The sequence below is a fragment of the Pseudomonas sp. F-14 TE3482 genome (assembly GCF_053629455.1).
This window is the reverse complement of sequence record NZ_JBRJII010000001.1, coordinates 388,089-406,822: the sequence shown is the minus strand read 5'-3', so window position 1 is coordinate 406,822 and position 18,734 is coordinate 388,089. Positions and strand designations below refer to the sequence as shown.

At 57.2% G+C, this 18,734-nt stretch carries 6 protein-coding genes, 2 tRNA genes and 3 rRNA genes; all 11 read left to right on the top strand.

Annotation, left to right across the window (positions count from 1 at the left end):
• Positions 1–32: 32 nt before the first annotated feature.
• On the top strand, positions 33–1,526 hold the full coding sequence (locus tag AB7M26_RS01810; RefSeq protein ID WP_007906810.1) for a CoA-acylating methylmalonate-semialdehyde dehydrogenase: 1,494 nt from the start codon (positions 33–35) through the stop codon (positions 1,524–1,526).
• A 640-nt stretch (positions 1,527–2,166) separates the two neighbouring features.
• Positions 2,167–3,705: ribosomal RNA gene (locus AB7M26_RS01805) — 16S ribosomal RNA — on the top strand.
• Positions 3,706–3,787: 82 nt separating this feature from the next.
• Positions 3,788–3,864: transfer RNA gene (locus tag AB7M26_RS01800), tRNA-Ile, on the top strand.
• Between the two features lie 30 nt (positions 3,865–3,894).
• Positions 3,895–3,970 (top strand) — tRNA-Ala (locus AB7M26_RS01795).
• A gap of 235 nt (positions 3,971–4,205) precedes the next feature.
• A 23S ribosomal RNA gene (locus tag AB7M26_RS01790) occupies positions 4,206–7,097 on the top strand.
• Positions 7,098–7,257: 160 nt separating this feature from the next.
• Positions 7,258–7,373 (top strand): 5S ribosomal RNA (gene rrf, locus AB7M26_RS01785).
• Together the 16S, 23S and 5S rRNA genes with 2 tRNA genes alongside form the textbook arrangement of a ribosomal RNA operon.
• Positions 7,374–7,529: 156 nt before the next feature.
• Positions 7,530–10,982, top strand: a complete 3,453-nt coding sequence (gene recC, locus AB7M26_RS01780; protein ID WP_123498801.1) for an exodeoxyribonuclease V subunit gamma — start codon at positions 7,530–7,532, stop codon at positions 10,980–10,982.
• On the top strand, positions 10,979–14,668 hold the full coding sequence (gene recB, locus AB7M26_RS01775; RefSeq protein ID WP_123498803.1) for an exodeoxyribonuclease V subunit beta: 3,690 nt from the start codon (positions 10,979–10,981) through the stop codon (positions 14,666–14,668). The genes recC and recB overlap by 4 nt, the downstream gene beginning before the upstream one ends.
• The gene (gene recD, locus AB7M26_RS01770; protein ID WP_123498805.1) at positions 14,665–16,773 is read left to right on the top strand and encodes an exodeoxyribonuclease V subunit alpha; all 2,109 of its coding nucleotides are present in this window, start codon (positions 14,665–14,667) and stop codon (positions 16,771–16,773) included. Before recB ends, recD begins: the two co-directional genes overlap by 4 nt.
• Before the next feature lie 116 nt (positions 16,774–16,889).
• Positions 16,890–17,465, top strand: coding sequence for a YfiR family protein (locus tag AB7M26_RS01765; protein ID WP_123498807.1), 576 nt, complete (start codon positions 16,890–16,892; stop codon positions 17,463–17,465).
• Positions 17,462–18,730: a diguanylate cyclase domain-containing protein gene (locus AB7M26_RS01760; protein WP_123498809.1), complete on the top strand. Its 1,269-nt coding sequence runs from the start codon at positions 17,462–17,464 to the stop codon at positions 18,728–18,730. Before AB7M26_RS01765 ends, AB7M26_RS01760 begins: the two co-directional genes overlap by 4 nt.
• Positions 18,731–18,734 lie beyond the last annotated feature (4 nt).

Sequence of the window (18,734 nt, the reverse complement as noted above, 5' to 3'; positions counted from 1 at the left end):
GGGCGCCTGTGGACAACTTTCAGGAGCCCTGCATGAGCCTTATCCCGCATTTGATCAATGGCGAACTGGTGACCGAAGACGGTCGTACGGCCGACGTATTCAACCCGTCCACCGGTCAGGCGATCCACAAACTGCCATTGGCCAGCCGTGAAACCATTCAAAAAGCCATCGACTCGGCCAAAGCTGCGTTCCCGGCCTGGCGTAACACTCCGCCGGCCAAGCGTGCGCAGGTGATGTTCCGCTTCAAGCAACTGCTGGAACAGAACGAAGCCCGCATCGCCCAACTGATCAGTGAAGAACATGGCAAGACTCTGGAAGATGCAGCCGGTGAATTGAAGCGCGGGATCGAGAACGTCGAGTTCGCCTGTGCTGCGCCGGAAATTCTCAAGGGCGAGTACAGCCGTAACGTTGGGCCGAACATTGATGCCTGGTCGGATTTCCAGCCATTGGGCGTGGTGGCCGGTATTACCCCGTTCAACTTCCCGGCCATGGTGCCGCTGTGGATGTATCCGCTGGCGATCGTCTGCGGCAACTGCTTTATTCTGAAACCCTCCGAGCGCGATCCAAGCTCGACGCTGCTGATTGCTCAGCTGCTGTTGGAAGCCGGCCTGCCGAAAGGCGTGCTGAGTGTGGTGCATGGCGACAAGGCTGCGGTGGATGCCTTGATTGAAGCGCCGGAAGTCAAAGCGCTGAGCTTTGTCGGTTCGACGCCGATTGCCGAATACATTTACGCCGAAGGCACCAAGCGCGGCAAACGTGTCCAGGCTTTGGGCGGGGCGAAGAACCACGCGGTATTGATGCCGGATGCGGATCTGGATAACGCCGTCAGCGCACTGATGGGCGCGGCGTACGGTTCGTGCGGTGAACGCTGCATGGCGATCTCGGTAGCCGTCTGTGTCGGCGATCAGGTGGCAGATGCGTTGGTGGCCAAACTGGTACCGCAGGTCAAAGCGTTGAAAATCGGTGCCGGTACGACTTGTGGCCTGGATATGGGGCCGCTGGTTTCCGGTCAGGCTCGCGATAAAGTCAGCGGCTATATAGAAGACGGCGTTTCAGCGGGTGCGACCTTGGTGGTTGATGGTCGTGGTCTGAGCGTGGCCGGTCATGAGGAAGGTTTCTTCCTGGGCGGTTGCCTGTTCGATAACGTCACGCCAGAGATGCGCATCTATAAAGAAGAGATCTTCGGGCCGGTGCTATGCGTCGTTCGGGTCAACAGCCTGGAAGAGGCGATGCAACTGATCAACGATCACGAGTATGGCAACGGCACCTGTATCTTCACGCGTGATGGGGAAGCGGCGCGGTTGTTCTGTGATGAGATTGAAGTAGGCATGGTCGGCGTCAACGTGCCTTTGCCGGTGCCGGTGGCTTATCACAGCTTTGGTGGCTGGAAGCGTTCGCTGTTCGGCGATCTGCATGCGTATGGTCCGGATGGTGTCCGTTTCTATACTCGTCGCAAGGCTATTACCCAGCGCTGGCCGCAACGGGCGAGCCATGAGGCTTCGCAATTCGCATTCCCTAGTTTGTAAGTAGAAGGGAAGAAGGCCGGCCCCTAGGGGCCGGCCTTCTTCGTGTTTTCGGGGCTTCTTTGCCTTATATGGCAGAATTGTGAAATCAGGGGTTGACGGCAGATTCTGGACGTCTATAATTCGCCCCACTTCCGGCACAGTCGAAACGGAAAACTCCTTGGTAAACAATGAGTTATGCAGTTTTCGGCAGCGGTTACGCTTCAGTTCATCGAAGCCAGAAGGAGTTGAAAGAGCGGTGTTGTTTGGCTCTTTTGACGGTTCGATCATCTCGGTCGAAAGCGGAGAAAAAGAGGTGTTGACAGCAGCGAGTAACGCTGTAGAATTCGCCTCCCGCTAACGAGAGATCGGAAGCGCAAGTGGTTGAAGTTGTTGAAGATTCCCAAGCGAAACTTTGAAAACTTCTGAAAATAACCGCTTGACAGTAACAGAGGCTGCTGTAGAATGCGCGCCTCGGTTGAGACGAAAGATCTTAACCAACCGCTCTTTAACAACTGAATCAAGCAATTCGTGTGGGTGCTTGTGGAGTCAGACTGATAGTCAACAAGATTATCAGCATCACAAGTTACTCCGCGAGAAATCAAAGATGTAACCAACGATTGCTGAGCCAAGTTTAGGGTTTCTTAAAAACCCAAAGATGTTTGAACTGAAGAGTTTGATCATGGCTCAGATTGAACGCTGGCGGCAGGCCTAACACATGCAAGTCGAGCGGCAGCACGGGTACTTGTACCTGGTGGCGAGCGGCGGACGGGTGAGTAATGCCTAGGAATCTGCCTGGTAGTGGGGGATAACGCTCGGAAACGGACGCTAATACCGCATACGTCCTACGGGAGAAAGCAGGGGACCTTCGGGCCTTGCGCTATCAGATGAGCCTAGGTCGGATTAGCTAGTTGGTGAGGTAATGGCTCACCAAGGCGACGATCCGTAACTGGTCTGAGAGGATGATCAGTCACACTGGAACTGAGACACGGTCCAGACTCCTACGGGAGGCAGCAGTGGGGAATATTGGACAATGGGCGAAAGCCTGATCCAGCCATGCCGCGTGTGTGAAGAAGGTCTTCGGATTGTAAAGCACTTTAAGTTGGGAGGAAGGGCAGTTACCTAATACGTAATTGTTTTGACGTTACCGACAGAATAAGCACCGGCTAACTCTGTGCCAGCAGCCGCGGTAATACAGAGGGTGCAAGCGTTAATCGGAATTACTGGGCGTAAAGCGCGCGTAGGTGGTTCGTTAAGTTGGATGTGAAATCCCCGGGCTCAACCTGGGAACTGCATTCAAAACTGACGAGCTAGAGTATGGTAGAGGGTGGTGGAATTTCCTGTGTAGCGGTGAAATGCGTAGATATAGGAAGGAACACCAGTGGCGAAGGCGACCACCTGGACTGATACTGACACTGAGGTGCGAAAGCGTGGGGAGCAAACAGGATTAGATACCCTGGTAGTCCACGCCGTAAACGATGTCAACTAGCCGTTGGGAGCCTTGAGCTCTTAGTGGCGCAGCTAACGCATTAAGTTGACCGCCTGGGGAGTACGGCCGCAAGGTTAAAACTCAAATGAATTGACGGGGGCCCGCACAAGCGGTGGAGCATGTGGTTTAATTCGAAGCAACGCGAAGAACCTTACCAGGCCTTGACATCCAATGAACTTTCCAGAGATGGATTGGTGCCTTCGGGAACATTGAGACAGGTGCTGCATGGCTGTCGTCAGCTCGTGTCGTGAGATGTTGGGTTAAGTCCCGTAACGAGCGCAACCCTTGTCCTTAGTTACCAGCACGTGATGGTGGGCACTCTAAGGAGACTGCCGGTGACAAACCGGAGGAAGGTGGGGATGACGTCAAGTCATCATGGCCCTTACGGCCTGGGCTACACACGTGCTACAATGGTCGGTACAGAGGGTTGCCAAGCCGCGAGGTGGAGCTAATCCCAGAAAACCGATCGTAGTCCGGATCGCAGTCTGCAACTCGACTGCGTGAAGTCGGAATCGCTAGTAATCGCGAATCAGAATGTCGCGGTGAATACGTTCCCGGGCCTTGTACACACCGCCCGTCACACCATGGGAGTGGGTTGCACCAGAAGTAGCTAGTCTAACCTTCGGGAGGACGGTTACCACGGTGTGATTCATGACTGGGGTGAAGTCGTAACAAGGTAGCCGTAGGGGAACCTGCGGCTGGATCACCTCCTTAATCGACGACATCAGCTGCTCCATAAGTTCCCACACGAATTGCTTGATTCATTGAAGAAGACGATAAGAAGCAGCCCGAAATTGGGTCTGTAGCTCAGTTGGTTAGAGCGCACCCCTGATAAGGGTGAGGTCGGCAGTTCGAATCTGCCCAGACCCACCAATTTTGTGTGGGAAACGCCTGTAGAAATACGGGGCCATAGCTCAGCTGGGAGAGCGCCTGCCTTGCACGCAGGAGGTCAACGGTTCGATCCCGTTTGGCTCCACCACTACTGCTTCTGTTTGTTGAAAGCTTAGAAATGAGCATTCCATCGTGACGATGGTGAATGTTGATTTCTAGTCTTTGGCTAGATCGTTCTTTAAAAATTTGGGTATGTGATAGAAAGATAGACTGATGGCCACTTTCACTGGTGGTGATCAGGCTAAGGTAAAATTTGTGAGTTTAATCGCGAATTTTCGGCGAATGTCGTCTTCACAGTATAACCAGATTGCTTGGGGTTATATGGTCAAGTGAAGAAGCGCATACGGTGGATGCCTTGGCAGTCAGAGGCGATGAAAGACGTGGTAGCCTGCGAAAAGCTTCGGGGAGTCGGCAAACAGACTTTGATCCGGAGATGTCTGAATGGGGGAACCCACCTAACATAAGTTAGGTATCTTAAGCTGAATACATAGGCTTAAGAAGCGAACCAGGGGAACTGAAACATCTAAGTACCCTGAGGAAAAGAAATCAACCGAGATTCCCTTAGTAGTGGCGAGCGAACGGGGACTAGCCCTTAAGTGGCTTTGAGATTAGCGGAACGCTCTGGAAAGTGCGGCCATAGTGGGTGATAGCCCTGTACGCGAAAATCTCTTGGTCATGAAATCGAGTAGGACGGAGCACGAGAAACTTTGTCTGAATATGGGGGGACCATCCTCCAAGGCTAAATACTACTGACTGACCGATAGTGAACTAGTACCGTGAGGGAAAGGCGAAAAGAACCCCGGAGAGGGGAGTGAAATAGATCCTGAAACCGTATGCGTACAAGCAGTGGGAGCCCACTTTGTTGGGTGACTGCGTACCTTTTGTATAATGGGTCAGCGACTTATTTTCAGTGGCGAGCTTAACCGAATAGGGGAGGCGTAGCGAAAGCGAGTCTTAATAGGGCGTCTAGTCGCTGGGAATAGACCCGAAACCGGGCGATCTATCCATGGGCAGGTTGAAGGTTGGGTAACACTAACTGGAGGACCGAACCGACTACCGTTGAAAAGTTAGCGGATGACCTGTGGATCGGAGTGAAAGGCTAATCAAGCTCGGAGATAGCTGGTTCTCCTCGAAAGCTATTTAGGTAGCGCCTCATGTATCACTGTAGGGGGTAGAGCACTGTTTCGGCTAGGGGGTCATCCCGACTTACCAAACCGATGCAAACTCCGAATACCTACAAGTGCCGAGCATGGGAGACACACGGCGGGTGCTAACGTCCGTCGTGAAAAGGGAAACAACCCAGACCGTCAGCTAAGGTCCCAAAGTTATGGTTAAGTGGGAAACGATGTGGGAAGGCTTAGACAGCTAGGAGGTTGGCTTAGAAGCAGCCACCCTTTAAAGAAAGCGTAATAGCTCACTAGTCGAGTCGGCCTGCGCGGAAGATGTAACGGGGCTCAAACCATACACCGAAGCTACGGGTATCACTTAGGTGATGCGGTAGAGGAGCGTTCTGTAAGCCTGTGAAGGTGAGTTGAGAAGCTTGCTGGAGGTATCAGAAGTGCGAATGCTGACATGAGTAACGACAATGGGTGTGAAAAACACCCACGCCGAAAGACCAAGGTTTCCTGCGCAACGTTAATCGACGCAGGGTTAGTCGGTCCCTAAGGCGAGGCTGAAAAGCGTAGTCGATGGAAAACAGGTTAATATTCCTGTACTTCTGGTTATTGCGATGGAGGGACGGAGAAGGCTAGGCCAGCTTGGCGTTGGTTGTCCAAGTTTAAGGTGGTAGGCTGGAATCTTAGGTAAATCCGGGATTCTAAGGCCGAGAGCTGATGACGAGTGTTCTTTTAGAACACGAAGTGGTTGATGCCATGCTTCCAAGAAAAGCTTCTAAGCTTCAGGTAACCAGGAACCGTACCCCAAACCGACACAGGTGGTTGGGTAGAGAATACCAAGGCGCTTGAGAGAACTCGGGTGAAGGAACTAGGCAAAATGGCACCGTAACTTCGGGAGAAGGTGCGCCGGTGAGGGTGAAGCATTTACTGCGTAAGCCCACGCCGGTCGAAGATACCAGGCCGCTGCGACTGTTTATTAAAAACACAGCACTCTGCAAACACGAAAGTGGACGTATAGGGTGTGACGCCTGCCCGGTGCCGGAAGGTTAATTGATGGGGTTAGCTAACGCGAAGCTCTTGATCGAAGCCCCGGTAAACGGCGGCCGTAACTATAACGGTCCTAAGGTAGCGAAATTCCTTGTCGGGTAAGTTCCGACCTGCACGAATGGCGTAACGATGGCGGCGCTGTCTCCACCCGAGACTCAGTGAAATTGAAATCGCTGTGAAGATGCAGTGTATCCGCGGCTAGACGGAAAGACCCCGTGAACCTTTACTATAGCTTTGCACTGGACTTTGAATTTGCTTGTGTAGGATAGGTGGGAGGCTTTGAAGCGTGGACGCCAGTTCGCGTGGAGCCAACCTTGAAATACCACCCTGGCAACTTTGAGGTTCTAACTCAGGTCCGTTATCCGGATCGAGGACAGTGTATGGTGGGTAGTTTGACTGGGGCGGTCTCCTCCTAAAGAGTAACGGAGGAGTACGAAGGTGCGCTCAGACCGGTCGGAAATCGGTCGTAGAGTATAAAGGCAAAAGCGCGCTTGACTGCGAGACAGACACGTCGAGCAGGTACGAAAGTAGGTCTTAGTGATCCGGTGGTTCTGTATGGAAGGGCCATCGCTCAACGGATAAAAGGTACTCCGGGGATAACAGGCTGATACCGCCCAAGAGTTCATATCGACGGCGGTGTTTGGCACCTCGATGTCGGCTCATCACATCCTGGGGCTGAAGCCGGTCCCAAGGGTATGGCTGTTCGCCATTTAAAGTGGTACGCGAGCTGGGTTTAGAACGTCGTGAGACAGTTCGGTCCCTATCTGCCGTGGACGTTTGAGATTTGAGAGGGGCTGCTCCTAGTACGAGAGGACCGGAGTGGACGAACCTCTGGTGTTCCGGTTGTCACGCCAGTGGCATTGCCGGGTAGCTATGTTCGGAATAGATAACCGCTGAAAGCATCTAAGCGGGAAACTAGCCTCAAGATGAGATCTCACTGGGACCTTGAGTCCCCTGAAGGGCCGTCGAAGACTACGACGTTGATAGGTTGGGTGTGTAAGCGCTGTGAGGCGTTGAGCTAACCAATACTAATTGCCCGTGAGGCTTGACCATATAACACCCAAGCAATTTGCTGACCTGAAAAGGCACCAGATTGCGGTGTGTGAAGACGAAACGAACCGAAAGTTTGTGACACTCACAAAACACCAAACTATCACATACCCATTCGCTGGAGCGTGAACCCGCAAGGGCCAACGACCTGGCTACCGAATTTCTTGACGACCATAGAGCATTGGAACCACCTGATCCCATCCCGAACTCAGCAGTGAAACGATGCATCGCCGATGGTAGTGTGGGGTTTCCCCATGTGAGAGTAGGTCATCGTCAAGATTAAATTCCGAAACCCCTATCTGCGTATGCAGGTAGGGGTTTTGTTTTGCCCGCAGGAAAGTTCGTACAGCATTATCGGACCGCTCCCGGCTGTCACAGTCTGATGACAGTGCTAAGGTTCGGCCCTAGCTTTTGTATTTTCCCAAGGAAGCCTTTATGCCGGACGCTACGTCCCTCAGTGCTGGTTTTATGGTGGTTCACGGCAACCGTCTGGACGAGTTGCGCAGCCTGGTGGTCAGCTGGATGCGGCGCTACCCGCTGGCTCCCTTGGAAAATGAAATCGCCCTGGTACAGAGCAACGGCATCGCCCAATGGCTGAAGCTGGCACTGGCCGAAGACCCCGAAGATGACGACATGGGCGGCTGCGGAATCGCCGCTGCCATCGATGTGCAGTTACCGGGCAGCTTCATGTGGCAGCTTTATCGCATGGTGCTGGGACGTGACGAGATTCCGGTCAAATCCCTTCTCGATAAAGCCCCGCTGACCTGGCGTCTGATGCGTCTGTTGCCACAGTTAATCAACCAACCGCACTTCGAACCTCTGCAGCGCTTTCTTACCCATGACACCGACTTACGTAAACGCTATCAATTGGCGGAGCGACTGGCGGATCTGTTCGACCAATATCAGGTCTACCGTGCCGATTGGCTCGAAGACTGGGCAGAAGGTCGTCATCAGTTACGAAATGGTAGAGGCGAAGCCAAAGCCCTGACCCCGGCCAACTGTTGGCAGGCGGAGCTGTGGCGTGCGTTGTTGCTGGATGTCGGTGAACAAGGCATGGCGCAAAGCCGCGCAGGCGTCCACCAACGTTTTATCGAGCGCATCAATAGCCTCGACGTAGCGCCGAGTGGATTGCCTTCGCGGGTGATCGTTTTCGGGATTTCCTCACTGCCTGCTCAGGCCCTGGAAGCGCTTGCCGGTCTTGCTCGATTCAGCCAGGTCTTACTGTGCGTACACAACCCATGTCGTCACCATTGGGCAGACATCGTCGCTGATAAAGATCTGTTGCGACATCAGTACAAGCGCCAGGCTCGCAAGAGCGGCATGCCGGTCGTGCTCGACGCGCAAACGCTCCATCAGCATGCCCATCCGCTACTGGCCGCGTGGGGCAAGCAGGGACGGGACTACATTAATCTGCTCGACAGCTACGACGATCCCAATAGCTATCGCTCGGCGTTTCGTGACGGGCGCATCGATCTTTTCAGCGAAAGCCAGCCACAGAACATGCTCAATCAGTTGCAGGACGATATCCTGGAATTGCGTCCCTTGAACGAGACTCGCGAGCGTTGGGCTGCTGTCGATCTGAAAAAGGACGAATCGATCCGTTTTCACATCGCCCATAGCGCTCAACGCGAAGTGGAAATACTCCACGATCAGTTGCTCGCCCGATTCAGTGCTGACACAGACCTCAGGCCTCGCGACGTAATCGTGATGGTCCCGGACATCGACAGTTATGCCCCGCATATCCGTGCTGTTTTTGGTCAGATCGATCGCTTTGATCCGCGCTTCATTCCTTTCACACTTGCGGATCAAGGCCAGCGAGGCCGGGATCCGCTACTGATTGCTGTCGAACACCTGCTCAACCTTCCCGACAGTCGCTTCCCTGTCAGCGAGATCCTGGATCTGCTCGACGTTCCCGCATTACGCACCCGGTTTGGCGTAGAGGAACGAGATCTGCCGACCTTGCATCGCTGGATCGAAGGCGCAGGCATTCGCTGGGGGATGAACGCCGAGCAGCGCGCGGGCCTGGGTCTGCCTGAGGAACTGGAGCAAAACAGCTGGCGTTTCGGTTTGCGACGGATGTTGCTGGGTTATGCCGTGGGCAGCGCCAGTGCCTGCGAGGGGATCGAGCCCTACGACGAAATTGGTGGTCTGGATGCCGCGCTCATAGGCCCTTTGGTGGCGTTGTTGGATACATTGGAAGTTGCTCACCAGGAACTCACTCAACCTGCAGCGCCCAAACAATGGGGTTCGCGGTTGCAAGCTTTGGTGCAGTTATTCTTCCTGGCCAGCAACGAGCATGACGACTATTTGTTGGCCCAACTCGAAGAGCTGCGTGAGACCTGGCTTGAGACCTGCGAGTCCGTAGGTTTGCACGACGAATTACCGTTGACCGTAGTCCGTGAAGCCTGGCTGGCGGGTCTCGACCAAGGTCGCCTGTCTCAGCGCTTCCTTGCCGGGGCCGTTAACTTCTGTACCTTGATGCCCATGCGAGCAATTCCCTTCAAACTGGTCTGTCTGCTTGGCATGAATGACGGCGATTACCCTCGCGCGCAGCCGCCGCTGGATTTCGACCTGATGGGCAGTGACTACCGCCCCGGTGATCGCTCCCGGCGTGAAGATGATCGCTATCTGTTGCTGGAAGCATTGTTGTCGGCACGCGACCAACTCTATATCAGTTGGGTCGGCCGCAGTATTCGGGACAACAGCGAGCGCCCTGCTTCGGTGTTGATAGGGCAGTTGCGTGATCATCTCGGCAGCGGCTGGCGACTGCACGATGATAATGGTGACCTGCTTGAGTCCATGACTCAGGAACACCCGCTGCAACCTTTCAGCGCTCGCTACTTTCATGAAGGCGATGATCTATTCAGCTACGCCAGCGAGTGGCAGGTTCTACATCAAGCCAGTGATCTGGCGACTGATATCGAAGTGCTTGAACCCTACGTCCAGGACGAACCGCTGAGCCTGGGTCAGCTGCAGGATTTTCTGCGCAACCCTGTACGACATTTCTTCAGCCACCGGCTCAAAGTGTTCTTCGAGGCTGCAGAAGTGCCTTTGGCTGATGAAGAGCCATTTGTACTCGATGCGCTGCAACGCTATAGCCTCAGCGACAGCTTGCTTGAAGTGGCACTGGGGCAACTGGACCAAACCGATCAGGTACTGGAGGCGCAGGCAAAACGCCTGCAAAACAGCGGGCTCTTGCCCATGGCCGGTTTTGGTGAATGTCTTCAGCGAGAGTTGATCGAGCCGCTGCCGGATCTGCTGCTGCGTTATCAGCAACTTCTGGCGTTATGGCCGACCCCGCTCACCAGCGCGTTGCCGGTGAGTCTGGAACTACAAGGATTGCGCCTGGAAGGCTGGCTCAGTGGCCTGCATCAACGCGCAGATGGCGGATTGTTGTCGGTGACTACGATTCCCAACAGCATCGGTTCGATCAAGGCTCGCAAATGGCATCGCCTGACGCGAGCTTGGGTCAATCACCTGGTTGCCTGTGCCAGCGGCATGCCGATGACCACTGCGTTGGTGGCCAGCGACGACAGTTTGTTGCTCGGTCCGATGGAGGAGGCCGCAGCATCCCGGGTTCTGGGCGACCTGTTGTTGGCTTGGCAAACGGGCATGCGCCAGCCGCTGCCGATTGCAGTAAAAACAGCGTTCGCCTGGCTCGCTCAAACCGACCCGGCCAAAGCTGACGCCGCTGCCCGCAAGACCTATCAAGGCGACGGCCAGACCACTGACGGCGAGCGCCGCGAAAGCCCGGCACTCGCTCGGCAATTCGCCGACTACAATGCTCTGATTGCCGATGAAACCTTCCCCGATTGGTGCAACGCTTTGTATCGGCCGCTGCTTGAGGCCTCCTGGCGTTCATCGACCAGCGAGGAGGCGCGCTCATGACCACGAAAACACCGCTGGCCCTGGCATTCCCGCTTCGTGGCAGCCAGCTGATTGAGGCCAGCGCCGGGACCGGCAAGACCTTCACTATTTCTGCGTTGTACTTGCGTCTAGTCCTTGGCCACGGCGGTGAGTCGAGTGGTTTTGGCCGTGAATTGCTGCCGCCGCAAATTCTGGTGGTGACCTTCACCGATGCCGCGACCAAAGAGCTGCGCGAACGTATTCGCACACGGCTGGCCGAAGCCGCACGGTTTTTCCGCGATGAGACACCGGCTCCGGATGGCCTCATTGCCGAGTTGCGCGAGCAGTACCTCCCCGAACAGTGGTCCGGCTGTGCAAACCGCCTGGACATCGCCGCCCAGTGGATGGATGAAGCGGCGGTATCGACCATCCACAGTTGGTGCCAGCGCATGTTGCGCGAACATGCGTTCGACAGTGGCAGCCTGTTCACCCAGACCCTGGAAACCGATCACAGCGATTTGCTCGGCGAAGTCTTGCGCGACTACTGGCGACTGTTCTGTTATCCAATGCAAGGCGATGCACTGAACTGGGTTCGCGGCAATTGGGGTGGCCCGGCGGCGTTGCTGCCGCGAGTGCGTGGCTTGTTCGCCAGCGAACGTGACAGTGTTGAAGGTAAAGAGCCTGCCGAGTTGATTGCCGAGTGCCTGCAGGAGCGACGGGCCACTTTGCTTGAACTCAAGATGCCTTGGCGCCAATGGGCGGATGAGTTGCTTGCCATCTGTCACCAGGGTGTCGCAAGCAAGAGTGTCGATGGCCGCAAGATGCAGCCGCGCTACTTCGAACCCTGGTTCGAAAAGCTCCGGGCCTGGGCCGAAGATGAATCTCTCGAGCAACTGGACATTGGCACCGGCTTCACTCGCCTGACCCCCGATGGCATGGCTGAAGCCTGGAAGGGTGAAGCTCCCCGTCATCCCGGTCTCGATGCAATGCCCGGTCTCAAGACCAGTCTCGATAGTTTGCCGACCCCCGATGCCGCCGTGCTGCAACACGCCGCTCACTGGGTGGGTGCACGGTTCGAGGAGGAAAAGCGTCGCCGCGCGGAAATGGGCTTCGATGACATGCTGCTGCGCCTCGATGCGGCTTTGCAGTCTGACGGCGGTGAGCGCCTGGCCACACTGATCCGCGAGCAGTTCCCGGTCGCGTTGATCGACGAATTCCAGGACACCGACCCGGTGCAGTATCGAATCTTCGAGAGCATTTATCGCATCGAAGATAACAATCCTGAAACCGGTCTGTTTCTGATCGGTGACCCGAAGCAGGCGATCTATGCCTTCCGCGGAGCCGACATCTATACCTACCTGCGTGCCCGCCAGGCCACCACTGGCCGCCTGCATACCCTGGGCACCAACTTCCGTTCCAGTCATGGCATGGTCAGTGCGGTAAACCATGTGTTCGAGCGCGCCGAATCTCGTGAGCAGGGACGCGGAGCATTCCTGTTTCGTGAGAAAAATGGAGAGAACCCGGTGCCGTTCCTGCCCGTCGAATCCCAGGGGCGCAAAGAAGTCCTGCAGATTGATGGTCAGGTTGTACCGGCCCTGAACATCTGGCACCTGTCCGCCGATCAGCCACTGTCTGGCGCGGTGTATCGACAACAATTGGCCGCCGCCTGCGCCAGTGAAATCACCGCGCTGCTCAATGGCGGTCAGCAAGGCTGTGCTGGCTTCATCCAGGACGGTAAGGACTTCAAAGGTCTACTGCCATCGGATATCGCAATTCTGGTGCGCGACGGCAAAGAGGCCCAGGCCGTGCGTGGCGAACTTTCGGCTCGCGGCGTGCGCAGTGTTTACCTGTCAGACAAGGACTCCGTGTTCGCCGCGCAGGAGGCCCATGACCTGCTGACCTGGCTCAAGGCGTGTGCCGAACCGGATGTCGAGCGTCCCCTCCGTGCCGCGCTGGCCTGCATCACACTGAACCTTTCGCTGGCTGAGCTGGAGCGGCTGAATCAGGACGAACTGGCGTGGGAAGCGCGGGTCATGCAGTTCCGCGGTTATCGTGAGCTCTGGCGCAAACAGGGTGTGCTGCCAATGCTGCGACGTTTGCTGCACGACTTCCAACTGCCCCAGGCGTTGATCGCGCGCAACGATGGCGAGAGGGTGTTGACCAACCTGCTGCACCTGTCCGAGCTGCTACAGCAGGCCGCCGCCGAGCTTGATGGCGAGCAAGCGCTGATCCGGCATTTGGCCGAACATCTGGCATTGTCCGGTCAGGCTGGCGAAGAACAGATCCTGCGCCTGGAAAGCGACGAGCAACTGGTCAAGGTCGTGACCATTCACAAATCCAAAGGGCTTGAATATCCGTTGGTGTTTCTGCCATTCATCTGCTCGGCAAAACCTGTGGATGGCAGCCGTTTGCCGTTGTATTACCACGACGCGATGGGCAACGCTCAAGTGAGCTTGAAGCCGACGCCGGAGTTGATCGTCCAAGCCGATGATGAACGCTTGGCCGAGGATCTTCGCCTGCTCTATGTCGCCCTGACCCGGGCACAACATGCCTGCTGGCTCGGTGTGACTGACCTCAAGCGAGGCAATAACAATGGCTCGACGCTGCACCTTTCAGCGTTGGGTTACCTGTTGGGCGGTGGTGCGCCATTGGCCGAGTCGGCAGGGTTGCGGCGTTGGCTGGAAGATTTGCAGCAGAACTGCCCGGCGCTGAACTACGGTGAAATGCCTGAAGCGAGCGCCGAGCATTACCATCCGCCGCGCAATGAAGCGACCTTGCTTACACCGCTGATACCCAAACGCAAGGCCAGCGAAAACTGGTGGATCGCCTCCTACAGCGCCCTGCGCATTGGTGACAGTCTTAGCGTGGGCAGTGACGAAGCGCCGGAGAGCCCGCAAGCACAAAAGCTTTTTGACGACGAACGTCTCGATCCGCAAGCGCCGCGAGAAGTGATTGCCGGCGGCGCTGATATCCACCGATTCCCTCGCGGGCCAAACCCCGGCACTTTTCTCCATGGATTGCTCGAGTGGGCCGGTGACGAAGGTTTTGCCGCTGCACCACAAACTGTGGAAGACGCCATCGCCCGCCGCTGCAATCGCCGTGGCTGGGAAGGCTGGATCACGACATTGAGTGACTGGCTACAGCACTTGCTCAAATCCCCGCTGCACGTCGGCGGCGGGCAGGCACCGGTGGTGTTCGAGCAACTGACCCAGTACCGGGTCGAGATGGAATTCTGGTTCGCCAGTCACAAAGTCGATGTGCTCAAACTCGATGAACTGGTGCGCCAATACACCCACAACGGCGTGTCCAGGGTGGCCGCCGAACCGGTGCTGCTCAATGGTATGTTCAAAGGCTTCATCGACCTGACGTTCGAGCACGACGGTCGTTATTACGTCGCCGACTACAAATCCAACTGGCTGGGCGTCGATGACGCGGCCTATACCGAGCAGGCCATGGAGCAGTCGATTCTGGACAACCGTTACGACCTGCAATATGTGTTGTACCTGCTCGCCTTGCATCGCCAGCTCAAGGCGCGGCTGGTCGATTACGATTACGATCGGCATGTCGGTGGGGCGTTGTACCTGTTCCTTCGCGGTACTCGTGCGACCAGCCAGGGCGTGTATTTCGCCCGTCCGCCGCGGGAGCTGATCGAGCGTCTGGACCGGTTGTTCCAGGGCAAGCCAGAGCCCAAGGCCGAACCCGCCTGGGAACAGGGAGTACTGCTATGAGTCGCACCTTCGCCGATTTGCTGCCCACGCCGTTGGCGGCCGAAAGTCTGGCGGACCTGGCCCCGCTGAGTCGCGCAGATGACTTGTTGCTGCTGCTCACGCGCTGGGTCGAACGCGGTTGGCTACGGGCGCTGGACAAGGCCTTCGTGGCCTTTCTCCACGAGCTTGCCCCCGACGATGATCCGCTGGTGCTGCTGGCCGCCGCGTTGACCAGTCACCAGTTGGGTCACGGCCATGTTTGCCTGGATCTGTTCGAAACGCTGAAAGAGCCGGACTTCGCTCTGTCACTGCCGCCGGAAGGTGATCTGCAAAGTGGCGCGATGTTGCTGCCGTCACAATTGCTTGAGGCGCTGGAGGGGGCTCATTGGTGCAAGGTGCTGGCGTCCAGCCGCTTGGTGGCTCTGGCCGTCGACGGGCGCGAGGCCGCGCAGCATCGGCCGTTGGTGCTGTCGGGAAAACGCTTGTACCTGCGCCGCTACTGGGCTTACGAGCGGCGGATCGACAACGCCCTGCGTCAGCGGCTAGCGGCACACGAAACAACACCGAGTGATTTGCCCCAACGCCTGACCGGCCTGTTCGGCCCTGCCAGGCCTGATGAAGTGATCGACTGGCAGAAGCTCGCTTGCGCCCTGGCTACCCGTAGCGCATTCAGCATCGTCACCGGCGGCCCGGGGACCGGCAAGACCACTACGGTCGTACGCTTGCTCGCATTGCTACAAGCGCCCGCGGTGGAAGCCGGCAAACCGCTGCGCATTCGTCTCGCGGCACCCACTGGCAAAGCTGCCGCACGATTGACCGAGTCCATCAGCCAACAGGTTCAAACCCTGGAAGTTGCTGAAACAGTGCGGGAGAAGATCCCGTCGGATGTGACCACCGTGCACCGTTTGCTCGGCAGTCGTCCCGGTACCCGGCATTTTCGGCACCACGCCGGCAATCGTTTGCCGCTGGATGTATTGGTGGTGGACGAAGCCTCGATGATCGACCTGGAAATGATGGCCAGTTTGCTCGACGCATTGCCGGCCCATGCCCGTCTGGTGCTGCTCGGTGACAAGGATCAACTGGCGTCGGTGGAGGCCGGTGCCGTCCTGGGCGATCTGTGCCGCGATGCCGAAGCCGGTTGGTACAGTCCGCAGACATGCCAGTGGCTGGAGTCAGTCAGCGGGGAAAACCTTGGTGCCAGCGACTTGCACGAAGACATCAACGGAGCGCATCCCCTGGCTCAGCAAGTGGTGATGCTGCGTCACTCACGGCGCTTCGGCGAGGGCAGCGGCATTGGCCAGTTGGCCCGTTGGGTCAACCGGCAGCAACCCGAGGAAGCCCGCAAGTTACTGGCGGCTGGAAGCCATGGCGACGTATTTTCCCTGCCTCTCAAGGGTGAGCAGGACCGGGCGCTGGAGCGTTTACTGCTCGAAGGCCATGGCGAGGGACCGCAAGGTTATCGGCATTACCTGAATCTTTTGCGTAGCCAGCGGCCGCCGCTCGACAGCCCGCTGGACGATCCACGCTGGACCCATTGGGCTCGTGTGGTCCTGCAAGCTTTCGACGCCTTCCAGCTATTGTGCGCGGTACGCAAAGGGCCTTGGGGTGTGGAAGGCTTGAATCAGCGAGTGACCGACGCGCTGCTCAAGGCTCGGCTGATCGACAGCGACCACCAATGGTACGAAGGTCGGCCCGTGCTGATGACCCGCAACGACTATGGCCTGGGTTTGATGAACGGCGACATTGGCATTGCCCTCAAGCTGCCGGAACGTGAGGGCCCCGATGCTGGACGGCAAGTGCTGCGTGTGGCCTTTCCGCGCAACGATGGTCAAGGCGGTGTGCGCTTTGTCCTGCCAAGTCGGCTCAACGATGTCGACACCGTGTACGCCATGACCGTACACAAATCCCAAGGCTCGGAATTCGCCCATACGGCGTTGATTCTGCCGGATGCCCTGAACCCTGTGCTCACCAAGGAGCTGATCTATACCGGCATAACCCGGGCCAAACACTGGTTCACCCTGATTGAGCCTCGCGCCGGTGTATTCGAAGAGGCCGTGCGGCGTAAGGTCAAGCGCTTGAGCGGGTTGATGCTGGAGCTGGAAGAGGGGATCGAGCCGGGTCACTGAAAAGGGGAGCAGACGACGGAATCTGTCCGAGGTGCCGTGGTGCGTGGCCTCGCTGGTGTTTCGGTGCTGTGCTATCGTTGCGGCATCATTTCGTTGCGATCGAAGAGAATCCCTGCATGAAGGTGGCTGTCTGGGCGACAGAGCGCGTTGTTGGCTGCAAGCAAGTGCTGCTTGCCGGCCTTCTCTGTTTGTTGACGGGCGTTGCCTTCGCTCAGCCTGAAACCGTCGAGAGCAAGGCAGACCAGCGTGCCAGATCAGTCACTCAGGTGGTGCTCGGGATTCTCAGTTATGCCCGGTGGCCTGTTGAGCCTCAACAATTGCGTCTGTGCATAGTCGGCCCTACCGAGTACACCGACGATCTGGTCAAGGGCACTACCCAGGCCACTGGTCGGCCTGTCACCGTGCAACGGCTTTTGGCCGACAACCCGGCCATTGCCGGTGAATGCGACGCGGTGTACATCGGCAAGCTGACCAGCGACGAACGCAGTCGATTATTCGCCTCGCTGACAGGGCGCCCGGTGGTGAGCATCAGCGAAGGCGGCGATCAATGCACCGTCGGCAGTCTGTTCTGCCTGCGGGTCGGCGATGAACAAGTATCCTTCGAGGTCAACCTAGACTCAGTCGCCCGCAGCGGTGTGCGCATCCATCCCAGTGTGCTGCAACTGTCGCGTCGCAAGCCGGCGGCACCATGAGTCTATTCAAATCCCGTATACGTCCGACCCTGGGGTCGGTTATAGGTCGTGGACATTTGATCGTCGCCCTGGTGGGCGTGGCCATGGCCAGTGTTTCGTTGACCCTGCTGGGGGTGCTGGCCTTGCGGGTTTATGCCGATCACAACCTGCATCTGATCGCCCGTTCGATCAATTACACCGTGGAAGCCGCGGTGGTGTTCAACGATAAGGTCGCCGCCACTGAGGCGCTGGCGTTGATCGCGTCCATCGAAGAAGTGGCCGACGCACAGGTCCTGGGCGAGCAAGGCGAGTTACTTGCACGTTGGCAACGACCGGAAAAGGGGTTGCTCTCCGATCTTGAAATGCAGATCGCCCGGGTGATTCTGGAAAAGCCCATCAGCATGCCGATCGTCCATCAAGGTCAGGAAATCGGCAGTATCCTGCTGGTCGGGCACGGTGGCAGCCTGATGCGCTTTTTGCTCAGTGGTCTGATGGGAATCGTCTTGTGTACCGCCATCAGTGCCTGGGTGGCGCTCTATCTGGCGCGGCGGCAATTGCGTGGGATCACCGGCCCTTTGCGCAGCCTGGCTACTGTGGCTCACGCCGCCCGCAGCGAGCGAGCCTTTGACCAGCGCGTACCGCCCGCCGACATTGCCGAACTCGACAATCTGGGTAATGACTTCAATGCCTTGCTCGATGAACTCGAATCCTGGCAGACCCACCTGCAAAGCGAAAACGAGACCCTGGCCCACCAAGCCAGCCATGACAGCCTGACCGGACTGCCGAATCGAGCATTTTTCGAAGGCCGCCTGATGCGTGCCTTGCGCAATGCCGGCAAGCTCGATGAACGAGTGGCCGTGCTGTTCCTGGACAGCGACCGGTTCAAGGAGATCAACGATAACTTCGGACACGCTGCCGGCGATGCGGTGCTGGTCGCCGTGGCAACCCGGGTTCGTGCGCAACTGCGTGAAGAGGACCTGGTTGCGCGTCTGGGTGGCGACGAGTTTGCAATCCTGCTCACACCGCTGCACAAGGCCGAAGACGCCGAACGGATTGCTGACAAAATCATCGCCAGCATGGAAATACCCATCCAGTTGCCGGGCAGTACCCAAGTGTTGACTTCACTCAGTATTGGCATCGCCGTGTACCCCGATCATGGGGTCACACCGGGCGAGTTGCTCGATGCTGCCGACGCCGCGATGTACCAGGCCAAACGCCTTTCCCGAGGCGCGCAGCAAACGGCAGGAGCGGAGCTCCCTGTCGCCCATGTTCAAACCAGGAGCTAATGTC

Coding starts and splice junctions, on each gene's coding strand:
- recB (WP_123498803.1), top strand. CDS start 10,979: ATGACCACGAAAACACCGCTGGCCCTGGCATTCCCGCTTCGTGGCAGC.
- recC (WP_123498801.1), top strand. CDS start 7,530: ATGCCGGACGCTACGTCCCTCAGTGCTGGTTTTATGGTGGTTCACGGC.
- recD (WP_123498805.1), top strand. CDS start 14,665: ATGAGTCGCACCTTCGCCGATTTGCTGCCCACGCCGTTGGCGGCCGAA.
- AB7M26_RS01765 (WP_123498807.1), top strand. CDS start 16,890: ATGAAGGTGGCTGTCTGGGCGACAGAGCGCGTTGTTGGCTGCAAGCAA.
- AB7M26_RS01810 (WP_007906810.1), top strand. CDS start 33: ATGAGCCTTATCCCGCATTTGATCAATGGCGAACTGGTGACCGAAGAC.
- AB7M26_RS01760 (WP_123498809.1), top strand. CDS start 17,462: ATGAGTCTATTCAAATCCCGTATACGTCCGACCCTGGGGTCGGTTATA.